Origin of the sequence: Vibrio campbellii CAIM 519 = NBRC 15631 = ATCC 25920 (assembly GCF_002163755.1) — a bacterium.
GTDB lineage: Bacteria > Pseudomonadota > Gammaproteobacteria > Enterobacterales > Vibrionaceae > Vibrio > Vibrio campbellii.
In genome coordinates this window covers 1,270,104-1,291,509 of sequence record NZ_CP015863.1, presented here as the reverse complement: position 1 = coordinate 1,291,509, position 21,406 = coordinate 1,270,104, and the positions used below count along the sequence as shown (strand labels likewise).

Genomic DNA, 21,406 nt, shown 5'->3' with positions numbered 1-21,406 from the left:
TTTAACGAGTTTTAATCACAAGCTGGTTAGTTTGCTTCACTTCTTCCATAACGACGTAGGTGCGAGTGTCGTTTACGCCTGGAAGACGCAGTAACGTATCGCCCAGTAGTCGACGGTAAGCACCCATATCAGATACACGTGTCTTTAGAAGATAGTCGAAATCACCTGACACTAGATGACATTCTTGGATGTCGTCTAGTTTTTGAACAGCTGCGTTAAACTGCTCGAACACATCTGGCGCACCACGGTTCAACGTAATTTCTACGAATACCAATAGTGATGCATCTAGGAACTGCGGGTTTAATAGCGCAGTGTACCCTGTGATGTAACCTTGACGCTCTAAGCGACGCACACGCTCCAAACACGGCGTTGGAGATAGTCCTACACGTTTTGAAAGTTCAACGTTCGAAATACGACCGTCTTTCTGCAGTTCATTAAGAATGTTGCGGTCGATACGGTCTAGTTCCTTGGACGGCTTCTTATAGTTCTCTGCCATTTTTTATTCCACCTTATTACTTCCTTGCAAAAAAATATACTACAACTTTTTAATATTTGGTGCCAAATATTACAAATCAACATCTATACTAGATATTAATTCGACAATAACACCCTACAAACAGTTAATACAACCATTTTAGAAAGAGGACACAGGATGATCATTGGCGTACCTAAGGAAATCAAGAACCACGAATACCGTGTGGGTATGATCCCAGCTAGCGTGAGAGAACTTATCTCACATGGTCACCAAGTTTTAGTTGAGACCAATGCGGGTGCTGGCATTGGTTTTTCAGACGATGATTACATCGCTGTAGGCGCATCCATTCTTCCTACTGCTACAGACGTGTTTGCGAAAGCAGATATGATTGTAAAAGTAAAAGAACCCCAAGCTGTCGAGCGAGCAATGCTCCGCGAAGGGCAGATTTTATTTACCTATTTGCATCTTGCACCAGATTTTCCACAAACTGATGAGCTAATCAAGAGCAAAGCTGTCTGTATAGCGTATGAGACTGTAACAGATAATATGGGTCGTTTGCCACTGTTAGCACCAATGTCAGAAGTGGCAGGTCGGATGTCTATTCAAGCAGGTGCGCAAACGTTGGAAAAATCGCACGGCGGTCGTGGTTTACTACTAGGTGGCGTACCTGGTGTTGAGCCTGCGAAAGTTGTTGTAGTTGGCGGTGGCGTAGTTGGCGCGAACGCAGCTCGTATGGCTGTAGGTCTTCGTGCAGACGTGACTATCCTAGACCGTAACGTAGATACACTACGTAAACTAGACGAAGAATTCCAAGGTCGCGCTAAAGTGGTTTATTCTACTGAAGACGCTATCGAGAAGCATGTTCTAGAAGCAGACCTAGTGATCGGCGCAGTTCTAATCCCGGGTGCAGCAGCACCTAAACTGGTAACAAAAGAGCATATCGCTAAGATGAAGCCAGGCGCGGCGGTCGTTGACGTAGCGATTGACCAAGGTGGTTGTTTCGAAACTTCTCACGCGACAACGCACGCAGAACCAACTTACATCGTTGACGAAGTGGTTCACTACTGTGTAGCAAACATGCCAGGTGCAGTTGCTCGTACTTCAACATTTGCACTGAACAACGCAACGCTTCCTTACATTGTGAAGCTAGCAAACAAAGGCTACCGTGAAGCACTTCTAGAAGACAAAGGTTTCCTTGAAGGCCTAAACGTTATCCACGGTAAAGTGACTTGCAAAGAAGTTGCTGAGAGCTTTGACCTAGAATACGTTGAACCAGCGCAAGCTATCGCAATGTTCAACTAATGACAAAATAACGCATAAATTGTCACGTTTTTTTTACAAAAGCCCACTGGAAAGTGGGCTTTTTTGCATAGAGCATTTAGCTATAAAAAAGATCTAAATCTTATAAGCGCAAATTAAAATGTTTCGAGGTGTGACAGATTTAGCGCAAAACTCTGCCAATCTAACACGATAACCACGTTCTTCAAGATAAAGTGCTTTGTCTAAAGCGAGCCAAATCTCCAACGGACGTTGAAATACCAACTGGACCAGACTCAAACGCTCCATTTGCCAAAAGCGCTGTTCGCTTAACTTTTCAAAATGATCGAAGTCGATTTCTTGCGCAAGATCGATGCCCTTCTGTTCCGCTGCCCAGCGACATAACGATTCAAAGCCATCACTTAATTGCGACTTACGAATGCTTGGCACTGGCTGATATCCTTCCATGCCCAAAGCTTGGCGCGTGATCAAATCAAACCCTAAACGAAACACCATTTCTTGCTGACGATGACGGCGTACACGTTCACCACCCGTCACAGTTTGCTGCAGCGGAATACGCAGCTCTTGCTTAGACAGCGAGAGAGAAGACGCTCTGCCCTGCTCCGACATCGGCTGATACTGCTCAGACTGAATCAAATGGTAACAACAAGGCGAGATTGTCATCGCAGCAATGCCGTTTTCGCTGCCGTACTGCATCAAACGAACATGAAGATCACCACACGCATGCAATGCTACTGCGTGTTGAGTTGGCTTAAACACCGCTTTGGCTTGGCTATTGAACGCATCACCTTGAATAAAAGTCATTTTCCAATGATGCTCATTCGCCGCTTGTTGCCCCGAGTCGCACAGCGCTTGTTGGTATTCAAAACTGGTAACAGGCTGATCGGTTTGCGTTGTCAGGATGCGTCCCAAGTACCCTTTACCTGAACACCACTCTAGCCATTCTTCACCTTGATGATGTTGAATCGCCGCTTCGCCCATAGAACTAATTTGCTCTAACTTACGGCCAGGAATGCCACTGTCTAATCCGCGAGCAAGCTCTAAGCCGTTTAACGCTAGAGGTTCTAAATGCGTCAGTTCAGCGAGCGTTTCAAGTTCTGGCAAAAAAGGACTAAGCGCCCATAAAGCGAGCCCAGGTTCTGCTTTGTATTCTTCGATTTGAGAAGGAGTAAGAGACGCTAACCACTGGCACAACTGAGGATGTTGCGCTTGCCAAGGTAACGATGCGTGAAGGCTGCTTTGAAATGGATCGAATCGCCACAACGATTGATTTTCGATTAAGCAGTCATTAATAAATTGAAATTGCGTTCTCATAGCTCCCCCTACAACGAGCGCATTGTAGAGGGAATCGAAACAGCAATGAAGTGTTATCTAACCGGAAGTTCGATGTCTTTAAACATCTCTTCAATTTCTGAATTCGACTTCAGTGAAATCGCTTGTTCAACCACAGGACGGGTTAAGTGTGGAGCAAAGCGCTCCATGAAATCGAACATGTAAGAACGCAGGAAGGTACCACGGCGGAAGCCAATGCTTGTGGTACTTGCGCCAAACAAGTGGCTTGCATCAATGGCAACCAAATCGCCGTCTTGGTCTTCATCTACCGCCATGCTCGCAATCACACCAACACCTATGCCCATACGAACGTAGGTTTTGATTACGTCGGCATCCGTTGCGGTAAACACCACGCGTGGCGTCAAACCTTCACGGTTAAATGCGGTATCCAGCTCAGAACGACCAGTAAAGCCAAACACGTAAGTCACCAGCGGATAAGCCGCCAAGTCATGAATCGTGACAACGTCTTTCTTTGCCAATGGGTGATCTTTTGGTACCACGATAGAACGATTCCAGTGGTAACAAGGCAACATGATGGCATCTTGGTAAAGATGAAGCGCTTCAGTTGCAATCGCAAAGTTCGCCGTGCCCTTGGCAATCGCTTCAGACATTTGTGAAGGCGTACCTTGGTGCATGTGCAGCGATACTTTCGGGTAACGAGCCGTAAAGCCTTTGATTACGTCAGGAAGTGCGTAACGAGCTTGGGTGTGCGTGGTAGAAATGTTCAGCGTGCCCATTTCTGGGTGAGTGTGCTCACCTGCCACGGCTTTAATGCTTTCCACACGCGCCAGAATCTCTTGAGAAATTCGCACTATCTCTTCACCGGCCGGTGTCACCTGCGTTAAGTGTTTACCACTTCGTTCGAAGATCTGAATGCCCAGTTCATCTTCCAACAAACGGACTTGTTTACTGATGCCCGGCTGAGAAGTGTAAAGACTCTCTGCTGTCGCAGACACATTCAGATTATGGTTCACAACCTCAACAATATACTTCAGTTGTTGCAGTTTCATCGTAATCCCTTACTCATTGATTGAGATAATAACGTCATACTTATCTTGCCTACTCGCCAGAGTAAATATAATGATTAGTTATAACGTGTTAGCAACTAAATGAACAGTAATTTCTAACTTATAGCTCAAGCTCATAGCTAATCATTTATCTCGCCTTCATATGCACAAAGTTGAACCTTTAAAATCCGCTTTTTTATACAGCTCACCGTATTCTCTGCTTAAATCCGACGGAAAACGTGTTTGGGGCAAAATAATCAAATAAATAGGGTGCCGGGAGAGAGAAGATTCATGTATTCTCTATCGCTAGTCATACAAAAGTAAGAAGCAGACGCAAAGATATGAATACTGGTTTAATAGTCATTTTGGTAGCCGTTCTACTGGTCTTGATCCTTGGGTACAACATCATGTTGCAGTACAAGGTGAAAGTAGAGACCGCGAAAAGACAGGAGTCTGCTCGTTACGTGACACTGATTGACGGTACCGAAGAGCTTATTGGTCACGCTCACCATATTCCTTTCAGCAAGGACCTACTGCTGTGCCTAAACAATCGCATTCTTGATGCTCTTGAGAACATGCGCGAGCTGGATCCAAAAAACAAACAGCTTGTCCAACGCATCGAGAACATGAAGCAGCAAATTACTCAACTTAAAGAAAGTAATCAAAGCGGCGAAAGTACGACGTTCAAAATGCCAAGCAGCGACAAGCAAGCAATCCTAATGCTAAAACTGGTTAAACGTCTGCGTGATACGGTTCGTAACGAACACAACAAAGGCCGTTTGGATACACAAACTTACGTAACGGAAAATGCGCGTCTGGAAACGATGCAAATCCGCATCAACATCGAGAATGTGATCAAACGTGCGAACGATTCCATTGCCCGCGGCCAGCCTGGCACTGCCCTACAGCTGCTTCGTAAAGGCATCGATGCGCTCAGCACCAAAAACGACGCATACTCGATTCAAGCGAAACAAAAACTTGAAGACATGCTTGGTGACCTAGATAAGAAACGCCAAGACAAAAACGATGCTGAAATGCAGCAACTTGCCGATAAAGAACGTGACAGTGATATGGATGCGCTCTTCGGCGAGAAGAAAAAGTGGTAAACTCTCCACAAGCTTTCCGCCCTATCCGATTAAAGGCTGCGTTTGCAGCCTTTTTTGTGTCTTATCCCTTTGAAAAGACGCTGGCTGGATAAACCGAAATTTGAATGTAAAGTATTAAAAATTAAATGATTAATCTCGACGCCTATCAGGACCTTCTTGCTCCAATTAACCAATTCTTGCAATGCAGCACCCCAGATGAATGGGTTGAGGAAGCAAAGAAGCCTGAAAACCTTCAAACCATTTTATTAGACCATCTACTGTGTGAACTGAAAGCCGGCCAATCCGCGATGTTCCTTATCCGTAAATACGCCGTAGACAAAGCCAGCTCACACGCTCTACTCGATTGGTTCAAACCTTATGAAGACTTCGCGTACCGTAAGACAGGTTCCCTTGAGACTCTGAAAGGTAAGAGCAATATTTCTAAAGCGATCATCGCTAAATCAGACTCGCCTTACAGCCAAGATCTGATCGACAAGATGGTTCTACTGATCAAAGAAGAGTTACACCACTTCTATCAAGTACTAGAAATCATGGAAAGCCGTGGCGTGGAATACAAGAACATTCCAGCAAGCCGCTATGCGAAAACGCTGATTTCTGAGATGAAGACGCATGAGCCTGAAACCTTGATTGATAAGCTCATTATCGGTGCCTACATCGAAGCTCGCTCGTGTGAACGTTTTGCAAAACTGGCTCCGCATATGGACGACGACATCGCGAAGTTCTACGTTTCTCTGCTGCGTTCAGAAGCACGCCATTACCAAGATTACTTAATTTTGGCAGAGCAAATCGCAGGCAAAGACATTAGCGAGCGCGTCGCGGAGTTTGGCCGCCTTGAAGCTGAGCTAATTTCAACACCGGATGAAGATTTCAAATTCCACAGTGGCGTTCCAGTGTTAGCGGCATAGGCTGCAGCCCAACGTTAAATATCAAAAAACCGGACATCGCGTCCGGCTTTTTTCTGGAGCTAATCCAGTACTCACTGTAATTCTGTGTTGGCAAGAGATTCCCGCCTGCGCTCCTTCGTCGCTTTCGGGAATGACACGCTTGAGACATCTCACAGCATCAACATCGTCACTCCCATCTCTAGTATCGTCATCCTCAAGAGCGAGACACGAGCGAGTTGGGGATCTCATACACATAAACTAAGAACGTGCACTCAACTCCATACGCTGCAGATTCGCATCAATACTCTGGTCACCCTTCAGTCTTTCCCAAAGCTGACCGAGCAAATCTAAACTGCGCTCACTCGGATAACGTTGGGTCGATTCTAATAGCTGCCACTGCCCATCTTCACCTTTCTCAGCAAAGATAAACTCGAACGACAGATTATTAGACATACCCAAACGCAAGTCCGTCACAATCAGAGCATCATCTTCCACGCGATAGTTGAGGTAATCGTGAGAAAAAGCCTTTAATCCTTTCAGCGTCTCCGGCTTATCTGCCATCGGCCAACTGCCAAGAGGATGCGTGACAAAATCAATGCGCTGATCACTGTCTAATACCGACGCTAAACCTTCGTAATATTGGCCATCGTCCATCACCACCACGCGCCATAAAAACGTGTTAAACGGTGTTGGTGTAATCAGCACTTGCTGATTCGGTAAGTTCTGCGCAGCCAAGTTTTGCTCAACACGAGACGCAACCATTTGTTGAGAGGCGTATCCCCAACCGAGATAAAGTGTGGAGATAAGCACCACGCTTTGACACCAGCATCCACCGCGAGATTTAGAAAACAGTGCCACACCGATCGCCAGCAACAGCGGCAAGGTGTAAAGCGGATCGATAATGAACACGTTTCGTAGCTCAAAATAGCCCTCAAATGGCCAAATAAGCTGAGTGCCATACGTCGTCATTGCATCCAGTAAAGTATGCGTCACGAATACACTGACGGTGAGGAAAAACACTCGTGATAACGTCCAGAAAGAATCAGGTCGCCAGCGGCAATAAAGCCAAGAAATAAGCAACGCAAAAGGAGGCAATACCAGTAAAGAGTGCGTAAAGCCACGATGCTTAATCGTGTTCTGAACTGCATCACCGTAGTCCAGAATCACATCCAGATCTGGCAAGGTACCGAGAGCCGCGCCCATCAGCAGTACCTTGGCATTGCAATGCTTACCTGCGATCGCGCCAGCAACAGTCGCTCCTAATGCTGCTTGTGTGATTGAATCCATATCCCGTTATCTACACTCATTCATCACAAAGATTGATTGGCTTGAAAACTAAAACGAATTTCAATAAGAGTCAAATCACTCACCCACTTTGTGTCTCTTATTTACTTACTTTTACACACTAGGGGGAGATCAAATGCCTTGGCACGTTTAAAGCCATTTACTGGCTAGCCGCAGCCTCTGGGCGGGAGATTTTCTTGATCAATGCTTCACGTCGGAGATCTAAGATCTCATCAATCAATTTCTCTTTGGCGTTGATACCAAAGTGCTGATCGTAGTTTTTTACTTTTTCAATTTCATGCGGGTGCAAGCGGTACACCTCATCTTTTAAACGAGCCTCAGCTTCGCTTTTGATCAAGCCTTGGTTTTGTAGCAGCTTGATGATCACTTCATCAGCTGGGTTTACTGCTCTTGACATGGTTCTCTAATCTACAAGTTAAGTTGTTCGCCAAATCGCTGATCAATTCAGCTTATTCATTTGGCATCGCCAATTTACGTCGCACAACTTATAGCTCAAACATGACAAATTTATTGCAGCCCAAGGCTATTTATTAGCAAAGCATCGCATGCACCACTTCGGTTCAAACCTTTGTTTTTCTCACCATCATGGATCGTGAGTACCCACTTTCAACTTACGCCTCTTTCCGCCGAGCCCCACTCCGTCTGCCCTGAGAGCTTAAACGGACATCTGGCACACATCTCGCTGTAGTCTCTTCGCTTTTAATGGTTTTCGGTTGTTACACTCTATTGACAAGGACTTCTTCTGATAAGTCAAAAACCATGGATTTTTAAACGATTCAATGGAGTGACTTATGAACAAAAACGCGATCCTTCTATCTTTACTCGGTACGGCTTCCTTCTCTTCTCAAGCGGCGGCGGACATCACCGCAATCCGCTCTAGCCTATTACATTTCATCAACGATCCAGCCAAAGTTGAACACCTTCCCGATGCCTATCAGTATTTTGAAGACGGTTTATTAGTGATTGAAGATGGTCATATCAAAGCCATCAAAGCGTTCAGTGAAAGCGATTCGACACAGTACCAAGATATTGTCGATCACAGCGGAAAACTCATCGTGCCGGGCTTTATCGACACACACATCCACTACCCACAAACCCAGATGATTGCGGCGTATGGCGAGCAACTGCTGGAATGGTTAGAAACCTACACCTTCCCAACGGAAAAACAGTTTGAGGACAAGGCCCACGCCCAAGCTATCTCTCAGTTCTTTATTAATGAACTGCTGAAAAATGGCACCACCAGCGCATTAGTGTTTGGCACTGTTCATCCACAATCGGTGGAAGCGCTTTTTGAAGAAGCGTTAGATAAGAACATGCGTATCATTGCGGGGAAGGTCATGATGGATCGCAACGCGCCAGACTACCTACTCGACACACCGGAAACGGGCTATAAAGAAAGCAAAAGCCTGATCAACAAATGGCACAACCAAGGACGATTGCAATACGCCATTACTCCACGCTTTGCCCCTACCTCGACGCCCAAACAATTAGCGGCTGCTGGGAAACTCAAAGCCGAGTATCCAGATGTGTATGTGCATACGCACTTGTCAGAAAACAAAAATGAAATCGAATGGGTGAAGTCGCTCTTCCCCGACCGTGAAGGCTACTTCGATGTTTACGAACATTACGGCTTAGCTGGCAAGCGTTCTATCTTCGCCCATGCCGTTCACCTGACCGACAAAGAATGGAGTGCATTTCAGCGTACCGATTCCGTCATTTCCTTTTGCCCAACCTCCAACCTATTCCTCGGTAGTGGCCTATTTGATTTAGAAAAAGCGGAACAGAAAGGTGTACGCGTTGGCTTGGGCACCGATGTAGGCGCAGGCACCAGTTTTTCTCAGTTAGAATCCTTAAATGAGGCTTATAAAATCATGCAGTTACAAGGTAAGAAACTGTCCGCATTTAAGGGCTTGTACTTAGCGACATTGGGCGGGGCGACATCACTCAGCCTCGACGACAAGATAGGCAATTTTGAAGCAGGAAAAGAAGCCGACTTCGTTGTCCTCAACTGGGCAGCAACGGATTTGCAGAAGTTGCGTTACCAACATTCCAAAAGCTTGGAAGATAAGCTCTTTGCATTAATGATGTTAGGCGATGAGAGAAACATCGAAGCAACCTACATAGCTGGCAAACTGGCCTATTCTGCCGATGGCGAAGTCACTAAAAAGGCGAAAGTCACAAAAAAGACAAAAATCGAGAGCTCCATCTAAACAGACCAAAGTCTTGAGCATAGAGACATCTGCACTCGAAAGCCGGACGCAGTGTCCGGCTTTGTTTTACATCGATACTTGTTCAGAGTAACGGTTAGTGAAAGTAAACCATCATCTCCACTTCATCCCCTTGCTGCGGTGCATCCAACGTGAAGTGCAAATAGCCCGCCTCAGTGACTGGAATTTGCAGGAATTCATTACTGCCTCTGTCGTCAGATGCGTATTCGTACTGCATAGCACTTGGCCAGTAAGCTCGGCTCGCGTACAAGTCCACATCGCCATTGTCAGAGTAGCCGTTTGTATCCGTTAGCCACACTCGTACTTCTTGAACGCCTTGCGGTACATAAACCGCCGCATAGCGTCGTTCGAGTACCTTGAGCGTCTGCGGTTTACCCGATTCCAATACTACAGGCGTTAAATCATCTCGCTCCGGCGTTGTTGGTGTTGGCGCCTCAATTTCTAATGAGGCCTTTAGCGTCACTGCATTAAATTCAGAGCGACCTGTGATACTCAGGTAATAACGGCCCGGCTTAATGTAACCCGATGGTTCTGGCTCAAACGTCACGATCTCATTGCTGCCCACGCCATATTGGCTGAATTCGAAATCGTAGTAATGCGCTTCTTGCTCAAAGCTCATGTACAAATCTGCGTCACCTTGAGCGTCGCCTTGGATCTCGACTTCAAAGTGAGTCGCGTATTCAGGCACATCAACGTAGAACAACTGCTCACTGTAAGCCGCACCGCTCAGCACCACACTCTGGTTCGCGGTAAGCTTAATAACTTGGTCAGAAGGTTCCGTCGGCTCGCCCGGATTTGGATCTGGGTTTGGCTTAGGTGGCTCAGGCTCATTAGAAACGGAACCTAACCAGCGTTCAAATTCACCATCGTATTGCTCACCCAACAATCGGACCTGCCTCGCCCACTCTGAAAACTGACCAGAACGAGAGAGCGTAAGCAAACTCTCCACCTCTTGCGGATGTTCTTCCAACATAAAGCGCACCGCGAGATAGCCCCAGCGATATACGCGATTAGTATCGTGAGAGTAAGTGGTCGCAAACACCTTAGACAGGCTCATCTTGCCCTCTGCAATCAAGCCAATCGCCGCATCGTAGCCTTGCTTGTAATACATGTATTCAGCAAAACCTTCTAGCCACCATACAATGTAACCGTGCTCCAAGTTATCGCCGAACGAGCCATATTGGTTGAATCGCGCATCGAGGTAGTGGGTGTACTCATGCTCTAAGTTAAGAATAGAAAGCTCGTCACCATTGTTGTAACGGTAAGCCACAAAGCGCGCCACGTTGCCTGTTTCTGCCGGGTTACCTTCCAGATACTGACCGCCGTTGTCGGTGGTATTGCCAAACAAGAACGATGAGTAGTCCGCGTAACTCGCCTTGCTAGCAAACACCGCCACTTCTACTCGTTCATTGTTGTCGTCTGCTACCGGTTGATGACCTGTATTTGCCACTTTATGGAAGTCCGCCTCTTTCGCTGCTAAAACCTCACACGCTTCCACGGCCTGAGCTTGGGTCAAATCTTGCGAACGAATGATTGCCCGGCCGTCACACTCATACCGATTCGGCAGAACACGTGCAGCCAGATCGCGTTTGGCTTGGTCTAAGTCGAGACCGTTTAAACCTTCTGGTGCGTAGTACCCCATCATCTCAACCGCGGCTAGCCATAGCTTGTCATGCTTGCTAGCCAGCGGATATTGCTCCATCACTCGTTGCATCTCTCTCAATGCCGCGGTACGAGTTGAAGAATAAGGGCTGGCAAGCAGACGACCCACTTCACGCACCGCGTTATACACCAGAAAACTCGCGTCGGTATCCAGTGCCCACTCGTTTTGCTGAGCAAATTTAATCAGTACTTCTATATGCTGATTATGGTCTGCCATGTAACGATAAAAATCGTCTCGCACAGCATGGCCAGACATAGCACGAAAGAGGTTATTCAACCCATCGACCCACTGCGTATCTTGCGCAGTTTGTGGGTTAAAGTGGCGAAGTGCTGCAAGTTGAGATTCCATCGTGAGCGGCAATTGCTTCACGTTGTCGACCATCAAAGTCAGGCTCTTCATTGCACCTACTTGTTCACGCCCTTGGTCTAAAGCATGACGGTTCGCAAGGAACGCATTCGTCGATTGGGCAAAACCTTGGCTCAGCCCTTGTGAATAATCTGGCTGTTGCGCGTTGTAGCGAACGTAATAAGCCGCGCGTACGAACTCACCTAGGTTTTCCAATTGGCGTGCTTGTTCTGCCTCACCTTGATAACTTGCAATGGCTCGATTCAGAGCGGTCTGAATGCGAATTAAGCTCGCTTCACTGTAGATATCATTTAAAGAATCAGCAGGGGCAGAAAACCAAGATTCATAACAATGATAAGTGGCAGCAGAGACCGCAGATGCAAGATCCGGAGCTTGCTGAAGCGCAGGGACTTCACACTGCTCTTCAGCAAATGAGAAACTGGAAACACTGGCGAGCATACAAGCTAGCGCCAAGCGATGACGTGGGAATAGACGGATATGAGACATAACGACACTCATTGATTGATTTAATAATTGAGGCCGCTGTTATATTCCTTACAATCAGAATGATGAATTCAGTTGCATAAAATTTATGAAGTCAGTTCAGGAAATAGATTTTACGCTCTAATTTATAAACTAATTACTAAATATGCCGATTATCTCTCTACGAAAACGTTACGCAACTAACTGAAATATCAAAGATAAAATCTAATTATGAAAAAGCCAGACGGTGTGTCTGGCTTTTTGGCGGAACTATGATTCTTCAATCAAGCCCTATAACAGAGATCATTTTGTTTAGGGCCTGACCTAATTGTGCTCGGTTTTTTATTGTAAATAGCTCATCAACCGCTCGTTCAGGTTTTGACATTACAGTTGTTATAGAATGTGTCGCTACAGTTTTTAACGCTTTAACATCAGCTTCAGACAAAGCTAGAGCTCCACCGAAGTATCTAATCCCTCTTGGCTCCATTAACCAACTCCGTGTCTGAAGGTGCACATAAATAGCTTTGGTTAAACTCCCTTCATGAGCAATCTGAAGGCGACGATCGGGCCTTAAGGACGTCTTTAATGAAAAGTACCCTACAATATCATCCAGTTCACACTTGCCGATTATTCTGGTATACAAACTGTCGATATGGTCTAGAGCCTCTTTCGTTATTTCAACGAAAGGTTTACGCTCAAACTCCAAGCCTAAACGCTCAGTATCAATTATCACGTAATCTGGATTGGATGTGATCATCTGTATATCCAAACTTTCCTCAAGTTTATGCCTCAAATCTGTAACAAATTCATATATTTCTGTTTTATATAGAGAAGCTGAATCAAACCTTCTGATGTTTGGTAGATTTAATAGCAACAATCTATGGTCGTTATTGGCCCAATGGTTATAACTGTCTATTGACACCATCCATTCGAACCAGGTGCCTCGAACGTTTGAAAAAGCACCACTTTGAACGCGACTTTCTTCGCTCAATACAACACTCTGGATTTCATCTAAACAGGTAGCATAATCCCAATCATTTTCTGGAACAGAGTCGACTACACACTTGAAACTTTCCGCAACTTTGATAACGGGTTTGTTATTCGCATCATAGCTGATAATTTTAGTCACAATACAAACTCAATTGAAACAGGAGCTTGCATTCTAACTCAGCTTAACTAGAGTTTATTTAATCTTGTGCATAAAATCATTAATTGTTTTAGCTATTCCCTTTGCTGCAAGGTATGGCACACCGTTCCCTATGGTTTTAAACTTATCGCTTAATGTCATTCCATATGGTAGCTCAAAATTCTTTGGTAACGACTGAATAGCTAAAGCCTCCGCAGCACTTATTCTACGGGCTTTATAGGGATGTAAATGAACCTCATTATTCCCATAAGCAGCAGTTGGCGAGTAACGCCAGCGATGTAATCGTTTAAAAGATTTTTTGCTTGTGTCACCTTCTTCTACTAGCCTAAATTTATCTGACTTTGGTGTGAAAAACGCAGACGCGTTGGGATGATTAATTACATCATTTTTCTCGAACCAATACTCAACTGTAAGAGAAGGAATTATGCCACCCGGCATAGTGTTCTCTTTAGAATCAGAAAAAGGTTCTGTAGATGGCCAAAAAGGAGACTTCAAAGCTTCATCTCTAGCAAAGGTCGTATGAGATTCCCAATCAAAAAACTCAGCTGGGATGCTCATATCATTAATCGATTTTTCATCTAGAACATTAACTACATGATGCTTTTTAATGCCAAACATGAAGATACGATCGCGATCTTGAGGAGCTCCAAATTGGATGCAATTTACTAAATGATCTGTAATCACATAACCTGCATTACGTAAGTCTGCTTTTAATTGTTCGTAGAACTCTCGATGACGTTTAGTTCTCCAAAGTCCCTTAACATTTTCAAATAGAAAGAAGTCTGGTTTATGTTGAATAATCGCATCAGTATATGTTCTGGATAGTCGACCATTTTCCCCTTCATGACCTTTGTTTTTTCCTCCAACAGAAAAATCAGGGCACGGCGGTCCACCAATGAAACCAACTAACTCATCAGCCTGCTGCAGAGTAGAAACTTGATCTCCAAGTATATCTACATACTTACCATCTGAAACAAACTCTTCAACACTACAATGGTAATAACCAAATTTTGGTTCAGTCAAAGACATTATCTTTCTTGAATGTTTGTAGGCATTGAGGAAGGGTTCATGGAATTCATTGACCGCAGCCGTATGAAATCCAGAAGTTTCGAACCCCAAATCTAGAAAACCCGACCCAGTAAAAAAAGAAAAAATACTTGCCATATGAAACCTTAGAAAGAAGTGATGTCGACAGTAAAAATGAAGAACGGCGATTCTACACTGTATGTACATACAACACAAAGTGCTACTTGGTTGTGATTAGCCCAATTTCAATACCAACATCATTTTTTAATTCCGAATCAACAATCGTTACAGTGCGTTTTTGTGGAGTCATTTGATAACACTCATTAGTAGACTGCTCTAACTTTTTTCTTTAACTAAAATGTTATTTTGAGTGGAAACTTTACAACCTCTTGCCGCTTGAGCAATTCAACCCGAACAAAGATCACAACTTATCAACAAAGTCCGACGTGCGGTTTGCTGTCATCCATATTTAACGTGCTAGTCATAATTATCAATAAGAATAATAACTCTAATTCGACATATGGACAGACAGATGAAACTAACACAATGGATTATTTGGCTAAGTGGCTTACTCGCACTGCCAAGCTTCGCAGATACCGATGTATACCTAACGAATAACTCGGACCAACCTTTAACGATTCAAGTCACTCACGAAGGCAGTGACTTATTGGAGTACGGCGATGAGTGGCAACAACATGTGCAAGTGCTTGGCCCGTGGGAAACGAAATCAATTTTAAGTTTTAACCGCTGGGAAGGCGTTCGAACCGGTCAGCAGTATCGCTTCGAGACTGTAATTTCTAACCCCTTGGGTGAAAGTATTGCTTTAAAGCAAGTGATGGACGGCCATTGGTATAACTCCACCATAAAATATGGTGTCTCCGCTGCCGATGTGGTTCTGGCATTAAAAGAGGATCGCAATATCCACCGCTCTGCGACCGATGCATTTGGTACTCGTACAACCGAGCTGGCTTTTAAATCCGACAAAACCGCTCGCTACGATGACTTGTATTACACCATCACGCCGAACAAGGTCGATGAGATTGCCGATGACAACGAACAACACCTTAAGTTGGTGACTTACAACATTTGGGCACTGCCAGCGGTTGCTTCTCACATTAGTGATCGCTACGAGCTGATTCCTGAATACGTGAAAGGTTACGACGTGGTCGCGCTGCAAGAGGTGTTTGCGGATGGTCGAGAGGCGTTTTTGCGTGAGCTTGCTAAAGAATACCCATATCAAACCAAAATGCTGGATAAAGATGGCTTCAACATTCATGACGGCGGCGTGACGATTGTGAGCCGCTACCCTATCGTGAATCAGGCACAGTTCGTCTTTCCCGATTGTTCCAGTACTGACTGCTTCGCCGACAAGGGCATAAATTATGCGGAGATCATTAAAGGTGGTCAGGCTTACCATGTCTTTGCCACTCATGCCGCCTCTTCTGATACGGACATCGCGCGTGAGCATCGTCAGCGTCAGTTCAAGCAGATGCGTGCGATGGCTAAATCCTTAAATATCCCAGCCGATGAAACCGTGGTTTACAGCGGCGACTTTAATGTGAATAAGTTGAAGTTTCCTGGTGATTACCAACAGATGATCGCGAACCTCAGCGCGGTTGAACCTGAGTATTCCGGTTATACCGCGTCAACCTTTGACCCGCGCATTAACAACTTTGCAGGCAAAGCGTTATCTGGTGGCGACAATGTGGAGTACCTCGACTACGTGATGGTGAGTAGTGAATATGGCGCGAAGTCGTTTAACGATAACCGCGTAGATGTTCCACGTTCAACGGCAGCAAGTTTATGGAAACATTACAATCTGTCGGATCATTTCCCAGTTAGTACAGTGCTCAAGCCATGAAGCCTATCGCGTTAATTACTGTGTCCGCTGTGGTGGCGGGCACAATTTGGTTTTCAGCCAATGGAGGCAAGAGTGAGAGCTTGTTGCCGTTATCTTCTGCATTGGAAAAGGTTTCTGAACCACAAGCAAACGAAGGTGCCTCTTTAGCGGTGAGTCAATCGACTGGTAAGGTCATCGTGCCGAAAGCCAAAGAGACGCCCTCTCCTACTGAGGCCATATCTAAGCGCTTGAGTGAGCTCAAAGGACGAGCATTCAAAGCAGAGATAGAGATGTTTTGGCATACGTGTATGTCTGATCACAACTGCGAATCTCACTTGGCTGAGCTTGAAGCGCATTTGTCTGCGGAGCGTTTTGCCCTGCTAGCGAACTACCACCAGCTCAATAGCCTTTGGCAGCAAAGCTTAGGAAATTTGTTGTTTGATGAGCAACAGCCGCTGGCGTCTCGTATCGCACTTCTCAAATCAGAAGCAAAAAAGATTTGGGGTGAACTGGCAGAAGTGATTTTTGCTGATGAATTCGCGCTGTACGATTTTAGTTTGCAAGCCGAGCAATTGGCTTCAACACCCGCTCAAGACTATGTGCAAGCTTACGAGGATTTGCTCCAAACGTGGCAAGGCAGTGAGGCCGCGTTGGGGTTAGAGAGCCAGCAAGCCAAGTATGAGCGTGCGGTCGCATTGATTCCTGATGGCGTAACTGAATCAGAGCGTGAGGTGTTGATTCAGACACTTCAACAGAGCTACCTTTCTGAGCAAGAGAGTGAGGAGATAGTCGCCCGAGCGCAGCAAGTTGCGGAGCAAGAGCAGCAAGTACGCGATTACCAAAGTGAGTTTCAGCAACTGGAATCAAGACTGGCATCGCAAAGAGCCACCAGCCACGCGAGTTGGTCAGATTCCGAGTGGCAACGTTATTACCAACAAGCGGTTGCGGAATTTCGTCGCGCGTTTTTTGCAGGTTAAAGGCTGGTTTTTCTGAGCAAATATAACGATGAGATTCCCTACTCGCTCAAAACTTAAACTAGGTCATTCCAGCAAGCCTAAGCGCGACTAGGAATCTGGGTATAGCGAGCAGGAACTTTGAGAGAACATCCGAATTCAACAGCACTTGGTGGGTAGATTCTGAATTACTCTCGTTCCTCGTTTTTCAGAATGACGACATTTAGTTCATGAGTGTGAAATGAGATTCCCTACTCGCTCATTCTTCGCTCTAGGGAATGACACTATTAGGAGTCTCAGTGTGAGTTGAGTCCCTATAAACCAACTCCAAAACCTCAACCGGGTCATTCCAGCAAGCCTAAGCGCGACTAGGAATCTAGTTTCCGCGAATACTTGATACAAGAAGGTCGCTTACTTAAAGCGACCTTTTGTAACTCATTCTGTTGGTACAACTCAAGAGTTACAGCACGCGCAAGCACTCTTCTGGAGGCAAACTTAGAAGCGTGTTCGCAAAATTAATCTTCTCATCGCGCCATTTTAGTGCCGCTTCTCGGCTATCTTGCGAGTGACGATCTGCTTCAAAATAGCTTTTCCTTGGTAAACCATTTGCTGGTGTCATCACCATAGACTGTTCATTCAAACGAATCGTAAACAAGAACTGACCACGTTGCCCTGTCTGCGCTGCTGGGTGATGCAACGTCGTATCACAGCAGTAACGCTTATCACGTAACGCACGACACGTGTACTCAAATGCATCTTGTGCACCACGCCCCGGAAAAGCGGTATACACACTGATGCCATCACGTTGCAAAGACTGATCACCCGCCGCTAATTGCACTGAATACTGGATCATTCTAAAGCCCAGTACCACACCACCAATGCTATTTAATCCACTAAATTGAATCGCCCCCTCTAAACTCAGACGAAGTTTATCTTCACCTTCATAGAGAAAGAGATCAGGCGCCGCCCAATCACTTTTTGGAATAAGCAGTTGAGTAATATCCGTGTGTTCCATGTCGGTCTCCGCAATAATATGTGTATTTGAGACCATTAAAATAATGGAATGAGAATTATTATCAATGGAATTCAACAAAAAATGAGATAAGAAAAAGGCACAACGCCATGAAAAACGTTGTGCCTATAACGCAATAATCTGTCACCGTAGCCCAAATTGAATTCGTTTAGCGAGGGAGGTATTCGATGATCGTCTCAGAACAGGTTCAAACCTAATACGCCTTTCACATCAAACAGGACTTGTTCGGTTTTCTCACGTGAGCGTTGGCTGCCTTGTTTAAGTATGTCGATCAGCTGCGCTTTGTCGTCTAAGAACATCGCACGTTTTTCTCGGATTGGTCGCAGCATTTCTTGTAAACACTCTTCTAATACTTTCTTGGTTGTGCCGTCTCCTAATCCGCCACGTCGGTAGTGCGCTTTCAACTCTTCCACATACGCTTTATCGGTATGGAACGCATCAAGATAAGTGAACACGATGTTGCCTTCTACTTGGCCTGGGTCTTCGATGCGTAAGTGGTTTGGATCAGTGTACATGGACTTCACGGCGGCTGAGATTTCTTTCTCTGTCGCGCCTAGGTTAATGGCGTTGCCCATGCTTTTCGACATCTTGTTTTTACCATCAGTACTTGGCAAACGTGGCGCGTCACTCAACAGCGGACGACACTCTTTCAGAATCTCTTTTCCGCCAAGATGGTTTATCTTTCTTACGATTTCATTGGTTTGTTCTAGCATCGGCAGTTGATCATCACCAACAGGGACTAAGGTTGCATGAAAGCCGGTGATATCGGCCGCTTGCGATATTGGGTAAGTCAGGAAGCCAGTCGGAATCGAACGTTCGAAGCCCTTGTTTTGAATTTCATTTTTTACGGTTGGGTTACGCTCTAATCGCGCGATCGAAACTAAGTTGCTGTAGTACATGGTCAGTTCTGCAAGCGCTGGCACTTGAGATTGCAAACAGATGGTGGTCTGAGCCGGGTCGATGCCCACAGCGAGATAATCGGCCACCACGTTTAAGATATTGGAAGAAACCTTAGAAGGGTTATGCGCGTTATCGGTTAAGCCCTGCATGTCGGCAACCAGAATGGTTTGGTCATGTTGAGATTGCAGCGCAACGCGTTGTTGCAGAGAACCAACGTAATGGCCTAAATGCAATGGGCCTGTCGCTCGGTCGCCAGTAAGAATGATTTCGCGTTGTTGGGTATTTTGTGTGGTGTTCATAACTTATCTCCGAATAAATTTAGATCGCTACTGGAGATAAAAAAGACAAGACACGCTTAGCTACCGTCCAGCAGCGTAAGAATGTCAGGATTCAGCGCCGCTCTAATTAGAGCGCCACCAGAAGAAATTTGATGAAGGAGTAAATGTCGTTTTCATATTTTTTAACCTAACAAGGAGCTGAGCTGAAAACAACCCTACTCCTTGTACAATTTGATTTTTCAGTTTTGACACGTTCGCCAACACTGCGTCAAATTTGAATATGCATAGCCAATACTAGGGCAGCTCCAAACAGGCTACCTGATACAAATGCGCACAATACCGCTTTGTTCTGTTTACTTTTCATCCATGAATACCTTGGTTAGAGCCTACTGATAGCTCCTAAAAAACTCGCCTAATCCGTTAAGGCTAATTCCAAATGGAATACTTGTTAATGTGTTTGAGACACTCAGTTAAACAGCATATGCAACGAACAACCAGCAAAGTATGCTCAAACTGAGATATTGAGCAAATCAATCGGTAGGATACATGGTTGCATAGAACTAATAATAGAGCTTAATTGCGGAGCGTTTGTAAGGTGGATGAAGGTAAGGCTCAAGCTCACTGCGGCGTTTGTTTAATCGCTCTAAAAGCTTGTACGCAATGAAGTACCGGTTAATGTTGGTCACATAGCGTATTGGCTCCATCCCTATGTATTGTCTCGTCACTACTTCCACGTTACCGAACCATACATTTGGGTCGTACCCTTTTTCTTTCGCGATTCTTCTCATCTTTCTTATGTTGCCAGGCCCTGCATTGTAGGCCGCCAAACAGAAGTAAATGATGTCGTTCTCGCTTATCGCCTCATCGTTAAAAAAGTACTTCTTTAGGTAGTGCATGTATTTCAAGCCCGCGTGAATATTGGGCTCTTTTTCGTAGATATTAGAGATGTTTATCGCTCTGTCTCGTGCAGTGGTCGGTAATATTTGCATAATGCCAACGGCACCTTTGTGTGAGATAACATTCTGATTCAAACCTGATTCTTGAAAGCCTTGCGCCATCATCAATAAGTGGTTGAACTGATACTCTTGAGCATAGAGATAGAAGATATCCCAAAGCTCTTTAGCGCGCGTGACATTCTCTCGATTGAGGAACTTCTTTAACCATTTGTCATTTTCTAAATACCTTTCATTGACCACATTACCGAATAGAGTGCCGATCCTGACTTTCTTGATGAACTTATTTATCGCTCGCTCAAGTTGTGGGGAGTCTTTTCTCATCCCCCAAGCGATTTGAGCATTGTTTCTTACCGTCAATTGATCATGGAAAATAACATCAGGGAAGATATTGCCCCACATACCTGTTTTATGCTGATCAAGCACTGTGACATCGATAACGCCAGCGCTGATCATCTCAAGGATCTCGTAGTCTTGGATTATCTCATCCAGAAGCATGATATTTATGATTGGCTTCTTTTTGATGCTTAAGTAGTTGTTCGCCTTCTTTAGGCTCTTGTGATAGCTGGAGCTCTCTCTTACCCAGATGTCTAACCCACTCAGCTCATCAATGGTTTTTATGTCTGAGTGCTTACCGTTAGTTACGATGATTTCCGAAACGTTTTCCCGTACTGGCGCGCTGAATGCGATCAGCTCTTTACGCTCATTGGTGACGGTTAAGTTCGCCACGATGATGTCGCCATATCCTGAGATCAGTTTGGGGATGAGCTCATTTCTCGCTACAGGAATTACCTGAATGTTTATCGCCTTGTTGTTCTTGTGTAAGTGGCGTTCAAGTTCATGAATGAGTTCAGAGATGATGCCTTTCGGCTTGCCGTTTTGGATGTAGTAAAAACCGAGATCAGCAGAGACGAGAATGCGAACGGCTTTTTTCTCCTTCAACACTTCCAAATCCCCGACATAAGGCTCGGCCCTTAGCGGCGACAATTCCAAAGCAGGAGTGGAAAATGAAAAAGACAAAAGAAACAAAGCGATACAAAGTACTTTACCCATCATGAGGTTATCCGTTCGCAAATCACTAGTGGTAATTTTAGCAATAAAAGACTCTGTACACGTATGTGAGGAGCAAAACGATTTACACAATGAACGCACCATTTAGAGCAAAATTGT

Annotated in this window: 17 protein-coding genes; 6 read left to right on the top strand and 11 right to left on the bottom strand. The window is 45.2% G+C overall.

From position 1 onward, the window contains the following. Nucleotide 1 precedes the first annotated feature (1 nt). Nucleotides 2-496 carry a leucine-responsive transcriptional regulator Lrp gene (gene lrp / locus A8140_RS06170; protein ID WP_005528862.1) on the bottom strand — a complete coding sequence of 165 codons (495 nt, stop codon included), beginning with the start codon at nt 494-496 and terminating at the stop codon, nt 2-4. Between the two features lie 156 nt (nt 497-652). Between lrp and ald the strand changes: the two genes are divergently transcribed. Next, nucleotides 653-1,777: an alanine dehydrogenase gene (ald, locus tag A8140_RS06165; RefSeq protein WP_005528864.1), complete on the top strand. Its 1,125-nt coding sequence runs from the start codon at nt 653-655 to the stop codon at nt 1,775-1,777. Nucleotides 1,778-1,870: 93 nt separating this feature from the next. Here ald and A8140_RS06160 read toward each other — a convergent pair whose 3' ends face one another. After that, nucleotides 1,871-3,067, bottom strand: a complete 1,197-nt coding sequence (locus A8140_RS06160) for a methyltransferase (protein ID WP_005528865.1) — start codon at nt 3,065-3,067, stop codon at nt 1,871-1,873. 53 nt (nt 3,068-3,120) lie between these two features. Next, nucleotides 3,121-4,095, bottom strand: a complete 975-nt coding sequence (gene cysB, locus A8140_RS06155) for an HTH-type transcriptional regulator CysB (RefSeq protein WP_005425353.1) — start codon at nt 4,093-4,095, stop codon at nt 3,121-3,123. A gap of 338 nt (nt 4,096-4,433) precedes the next feature. Here cysB and A8140_RS06150 point away from each other — a divergent pair, with 338 nt between their 5' ends. Further along, complete coding sequence (locus A8140_RS06150; protein ID WP_005528868.1) at nt 4,434-5,198, top strand: hypothetical protein; 765 nt, start codon at nt 4,434-4,436, stop codon at nt 5,196-5,198. Nucleotides 5,199-5,323: 125 nt separating this feature from the next. Continuing rightward, nucleotides 5,324-6,103: a tRNA isopentenyl-2-thiomethyl-A-37 hydroxylase MiaE gene (gene miaE / locus A8140_RS06145; RefSeq protein WP_005528870.1), complete on the top strand. Its 780-nt coding sequence runs from the start codon at nt 5,324-5,326 to the stop codon at nt 6,101-6,103. 237 nt (nt 6,104-6,340) lie between these two features. Here the strand turns inward: miaE and A8140_RS06140 are convergent, their stop codons facing one another. Together A8140_RS06140 and A8140_RS06135 are read right to left on the bottom strand one after the other, a co-directional pair. Beyond that, entirely contained in the window at nt 6,341-7,369 is a 1,029-nt protein-coding gene (locus A8140_RS06140; protein ID WP_005528872.1) for a metal-dependent hydrolase, read from the bottom strand. A 157-nt stretch (nt 7,370-7,526) separates the two neighbouring features. After that, entirely contained in the window at nt 7,527-7,784 is a 258-nt protein-coding gene (locus A8140_RS06135) for a hypothetical protein (RefSeq protein WP_005528874.1), read from the bottom strand. Nucleotides 7,785-8,178: 394 nt separating this feature from the next. Between A8140_RS06135 and guaD the strand changes: the two genes are divergently transcribed. Continuing rightward, entirely contained in the window at nt 8,179-9,597 is a 1,419-nt protein-coding gene (guaD, locus tag A8140_RS06130; protein ID WP_005528877.1) for a guanine deaminase, read from the top strand. A gap of 94 nt (nt 9,598-9,691) precedes the next feature. On the opposite strand, the gene A8140_RS06125 is transcribed toward guaD, so the two are convergent. The 3 genes from A8140_RS06125 to A8140_RS06115 form a co-directional block, all read right to left on the bottom strand. Then, nucleotides 9,692-12,130, bottom strand: coding sequence for a M9 family metallopeptidase (locus A8140_RS06125; protein ID WP_005528879.1), 2,439 nt, complete (start codon nt 12,128-12,130; stop codon nt 9,692-9,694). Between the two features lie 256 nt (nt 12,131-12,386). Then, complete coding sequence (locus A8140_RS06120; RefSeq protein ID WP_005528882.1) at nt 12,387-13,235, bottom strand: Cfr10I/Bse634I family restriction endonuclease; 849 nt, start codon at nt 13,233-13,235, stop codon at nt 12,387-12,389. A 54-nt stretch (nt 13,236-13,289) separates the two neighbouring features. Continuing rightward, nucleotides 13,290-14,417 (bottom strand): DNA cytosine methyltransferase, encoded by a 1,128-nt coding sequence (locus A8140_RS06115; protein WP_038862812.1) that lies wholly within the window; start codon nt 14,415-14,417, stop codon nt 13,290-13,292. A 394-nt stretch (nt 14,418-14,811) separates the two neighbouring features. Here A8140_RS06115 and A8140_RS06110 point away from each other — a divergent pair, with 394 nt between their 5' ends. Next, on the top strand, nt 14,812-16,140 hold the full coding sequence (locus A8140_RS06110) for a sphingomyelin phosphodiesterase (RefSeq protein ID WP_005528886.1): 1,329 nt from the start codon (nt 14,812-14,814) through the stop codon (nt 16,138-16,140). Further along, nucleotides 16,137-17,096 (top strand): hypothetical protein, encoded by a 960-nt coding sequence (locus A8140_RS06105; protein ID WP_005528889.1) that lies wholly within the window; start codon nt 16,137-16,139, stop codon nt 17,094-17,096. Before A8140_RS06110 ends, A8140_RS06105 begins: the two co-directional genes overlap by 4 nt. A gap of 436 nt (nt 17,097-17,532) precedes the next feature. Here A8140_RS06105 and A8140_RS06100 read toward each other — a convergent pair whose 3' ends face one another. The 3 genes from A8140_RS06100 to A8140_RS06090 form a co-directional block, all read right to left on the bottom strand. Next, the gene (locus tag A8140_RS06100; RefSeq protein WP_005528891.1) at nt 17,533-18,087 is read right to left on the bottom strand and encodes a hypothetical protein; all 555 of its coding nucleotides are present in this window, start codon (nt 18,085-18,087) and stop codon (nt 17,533-17,535) included. 194 nt (nt 18,088-18,281) lie between these two features. Continuing rightward, a complete protein-coding gene (gene trpS / locus A8140_RS06095; protein ID WP_005528893.1) occupies nt 18,282-19,304 on the bottom strand; it encodes a tryptophan--tRNA ligase in 1,023 nt (340 codons plus the stop codon). A 539-nt stretch (nt 19,305-19,843) separates the two neighbouring features. Continuing rightward, the gene (locus A8140_RS06090; RefSeq protein ID WP_005528895.1) at nt 19,844-21,292 is read right to left on the bottom strand and encodes an MltF family protein; all 1,449 of its coding nucleotides are present in this window, start codon (nt 21,290-21,292) and stop codon (nt 19,844-19,846) included. Nucleotides 21,293-21,406: the final 114 nt, after the last annotated feature.

What these genes read in the sequence shown, in the direction of transcription:
- trpS (WP_005528893.1), bottom strand. Translation starts at nt 19,304, where the DNA reads ATGAACACCACACAAAATACCCAACAACGCGAAATCATTCTTACTGGC.
- A8140_RS06140 (WP_005528872.1), bottom strand. Translation starts at nt 7,369, where the DNA reads ATGGATTCAATCACACAAGCAGCATTAGGAGCGACTGTTGCTGGCGCG.
- miaE (WP_005528870.1), top strand. Translation starts at nt 5,324, where the DNA reads ATGATTAATCTCGACGCCTATCAGGACCTTCTTGCTCCAATTAACCAA.
- A8140_RS06125 (WP_005528879.1), bottom strand. Translation starts at nt 12,130, where the DNA reads ATGTCTCATATCCGTCTATTCCCACGTCATCGCTTGGCGCTAGCTTGT.
- A8140_RS06150 (WP_005528868.1), top strand. Translation starts at nt 4,434, where the DNA reads ATGAATACTGGTTTAATAGTCATTTTGGTAGCCGTTCTACTGGTCTTG.
- lrp (WP_005528862.1), bottom strand. Translation starts at nt 496, where the DNA reads ATGGCAGAGAACTATAAGAAGCCGTCCAAGGAACTAGACCGTATCGAC.
- A8140_RS06115 (WP_038862812.1), bottom strand. Translation starts at nt 14,417, where the DNA reads ATGGCAAGTATTTTTTCTTTTTTTACTGGGTCGGGTTTTCTAGATTTG.
- cysB (WP_005425353.1), bottom strand. Translation starts at nt 4,095, where the DNA reads ATGAAACTGCAACAACTGAAGTATATTGTTGAGGTTGTGAACCATAAT.
- A8140_RS06160 (WP_005528865.1), bottom strand. Translation starts at nt 3,067, where the DNA reads ATGAGAACGCAATTTCAATTTATTAATGACTGCTTAATCGAAAATCAA.
- A8140_RS06100 (WP_005528891.1), bottom strand. Translation starts at nt 18,087, where the DNA reads ATGGAACACACGGATATTACTCAACTGCTTATTCCAAAAAGTGATTGG.
- ald (WP_005528864.1), top strand. Translation starts at nt 653, where the DNA reads ATGATCATTGGCGTACCTAAGGAAATCAAGAACCACGAATACCGTGTG.
- A8140_RS06090 (WP_005528895.1), bottom strand. Translation starts at nt 21,292, where the DNA reads ATGATGGGTAAAGTACTTTGTATCGCTTTGTTTCTTTTGTCTTTTTCA.
- A8140_RS06135 (WP_005528874.1), bottom strand. Translation starts at nt 7,784, where the DNA reads ATGTCAAGAGCAGTAAACCCAGCTGATGAAGTGATCATCAAGCTGCTA.
- guaD (WP_005528877.1), top strand. Translation starts at nt 8,179, where the DNA reads ATGAACAAAAACGCGATCCTTCTATCTTTACTCGGTACGGCTTCCTTC.
- A8140_RS06105 (WP_005528889.1), top strand. Translation starts at nt 16,137, where the DNA reads ATGAAGCCTATCGCGTTAATTACTGTGTCCGCTGTGGTGGCGGGCACA.
- A8140_RS06110 (WP_005528886.1), top strand. Translation starts at nt 14,812, where the DNA reads ATGAAACTAACACAATGGATTATTTGGCTAAGTGGCTTACTCGCACTG.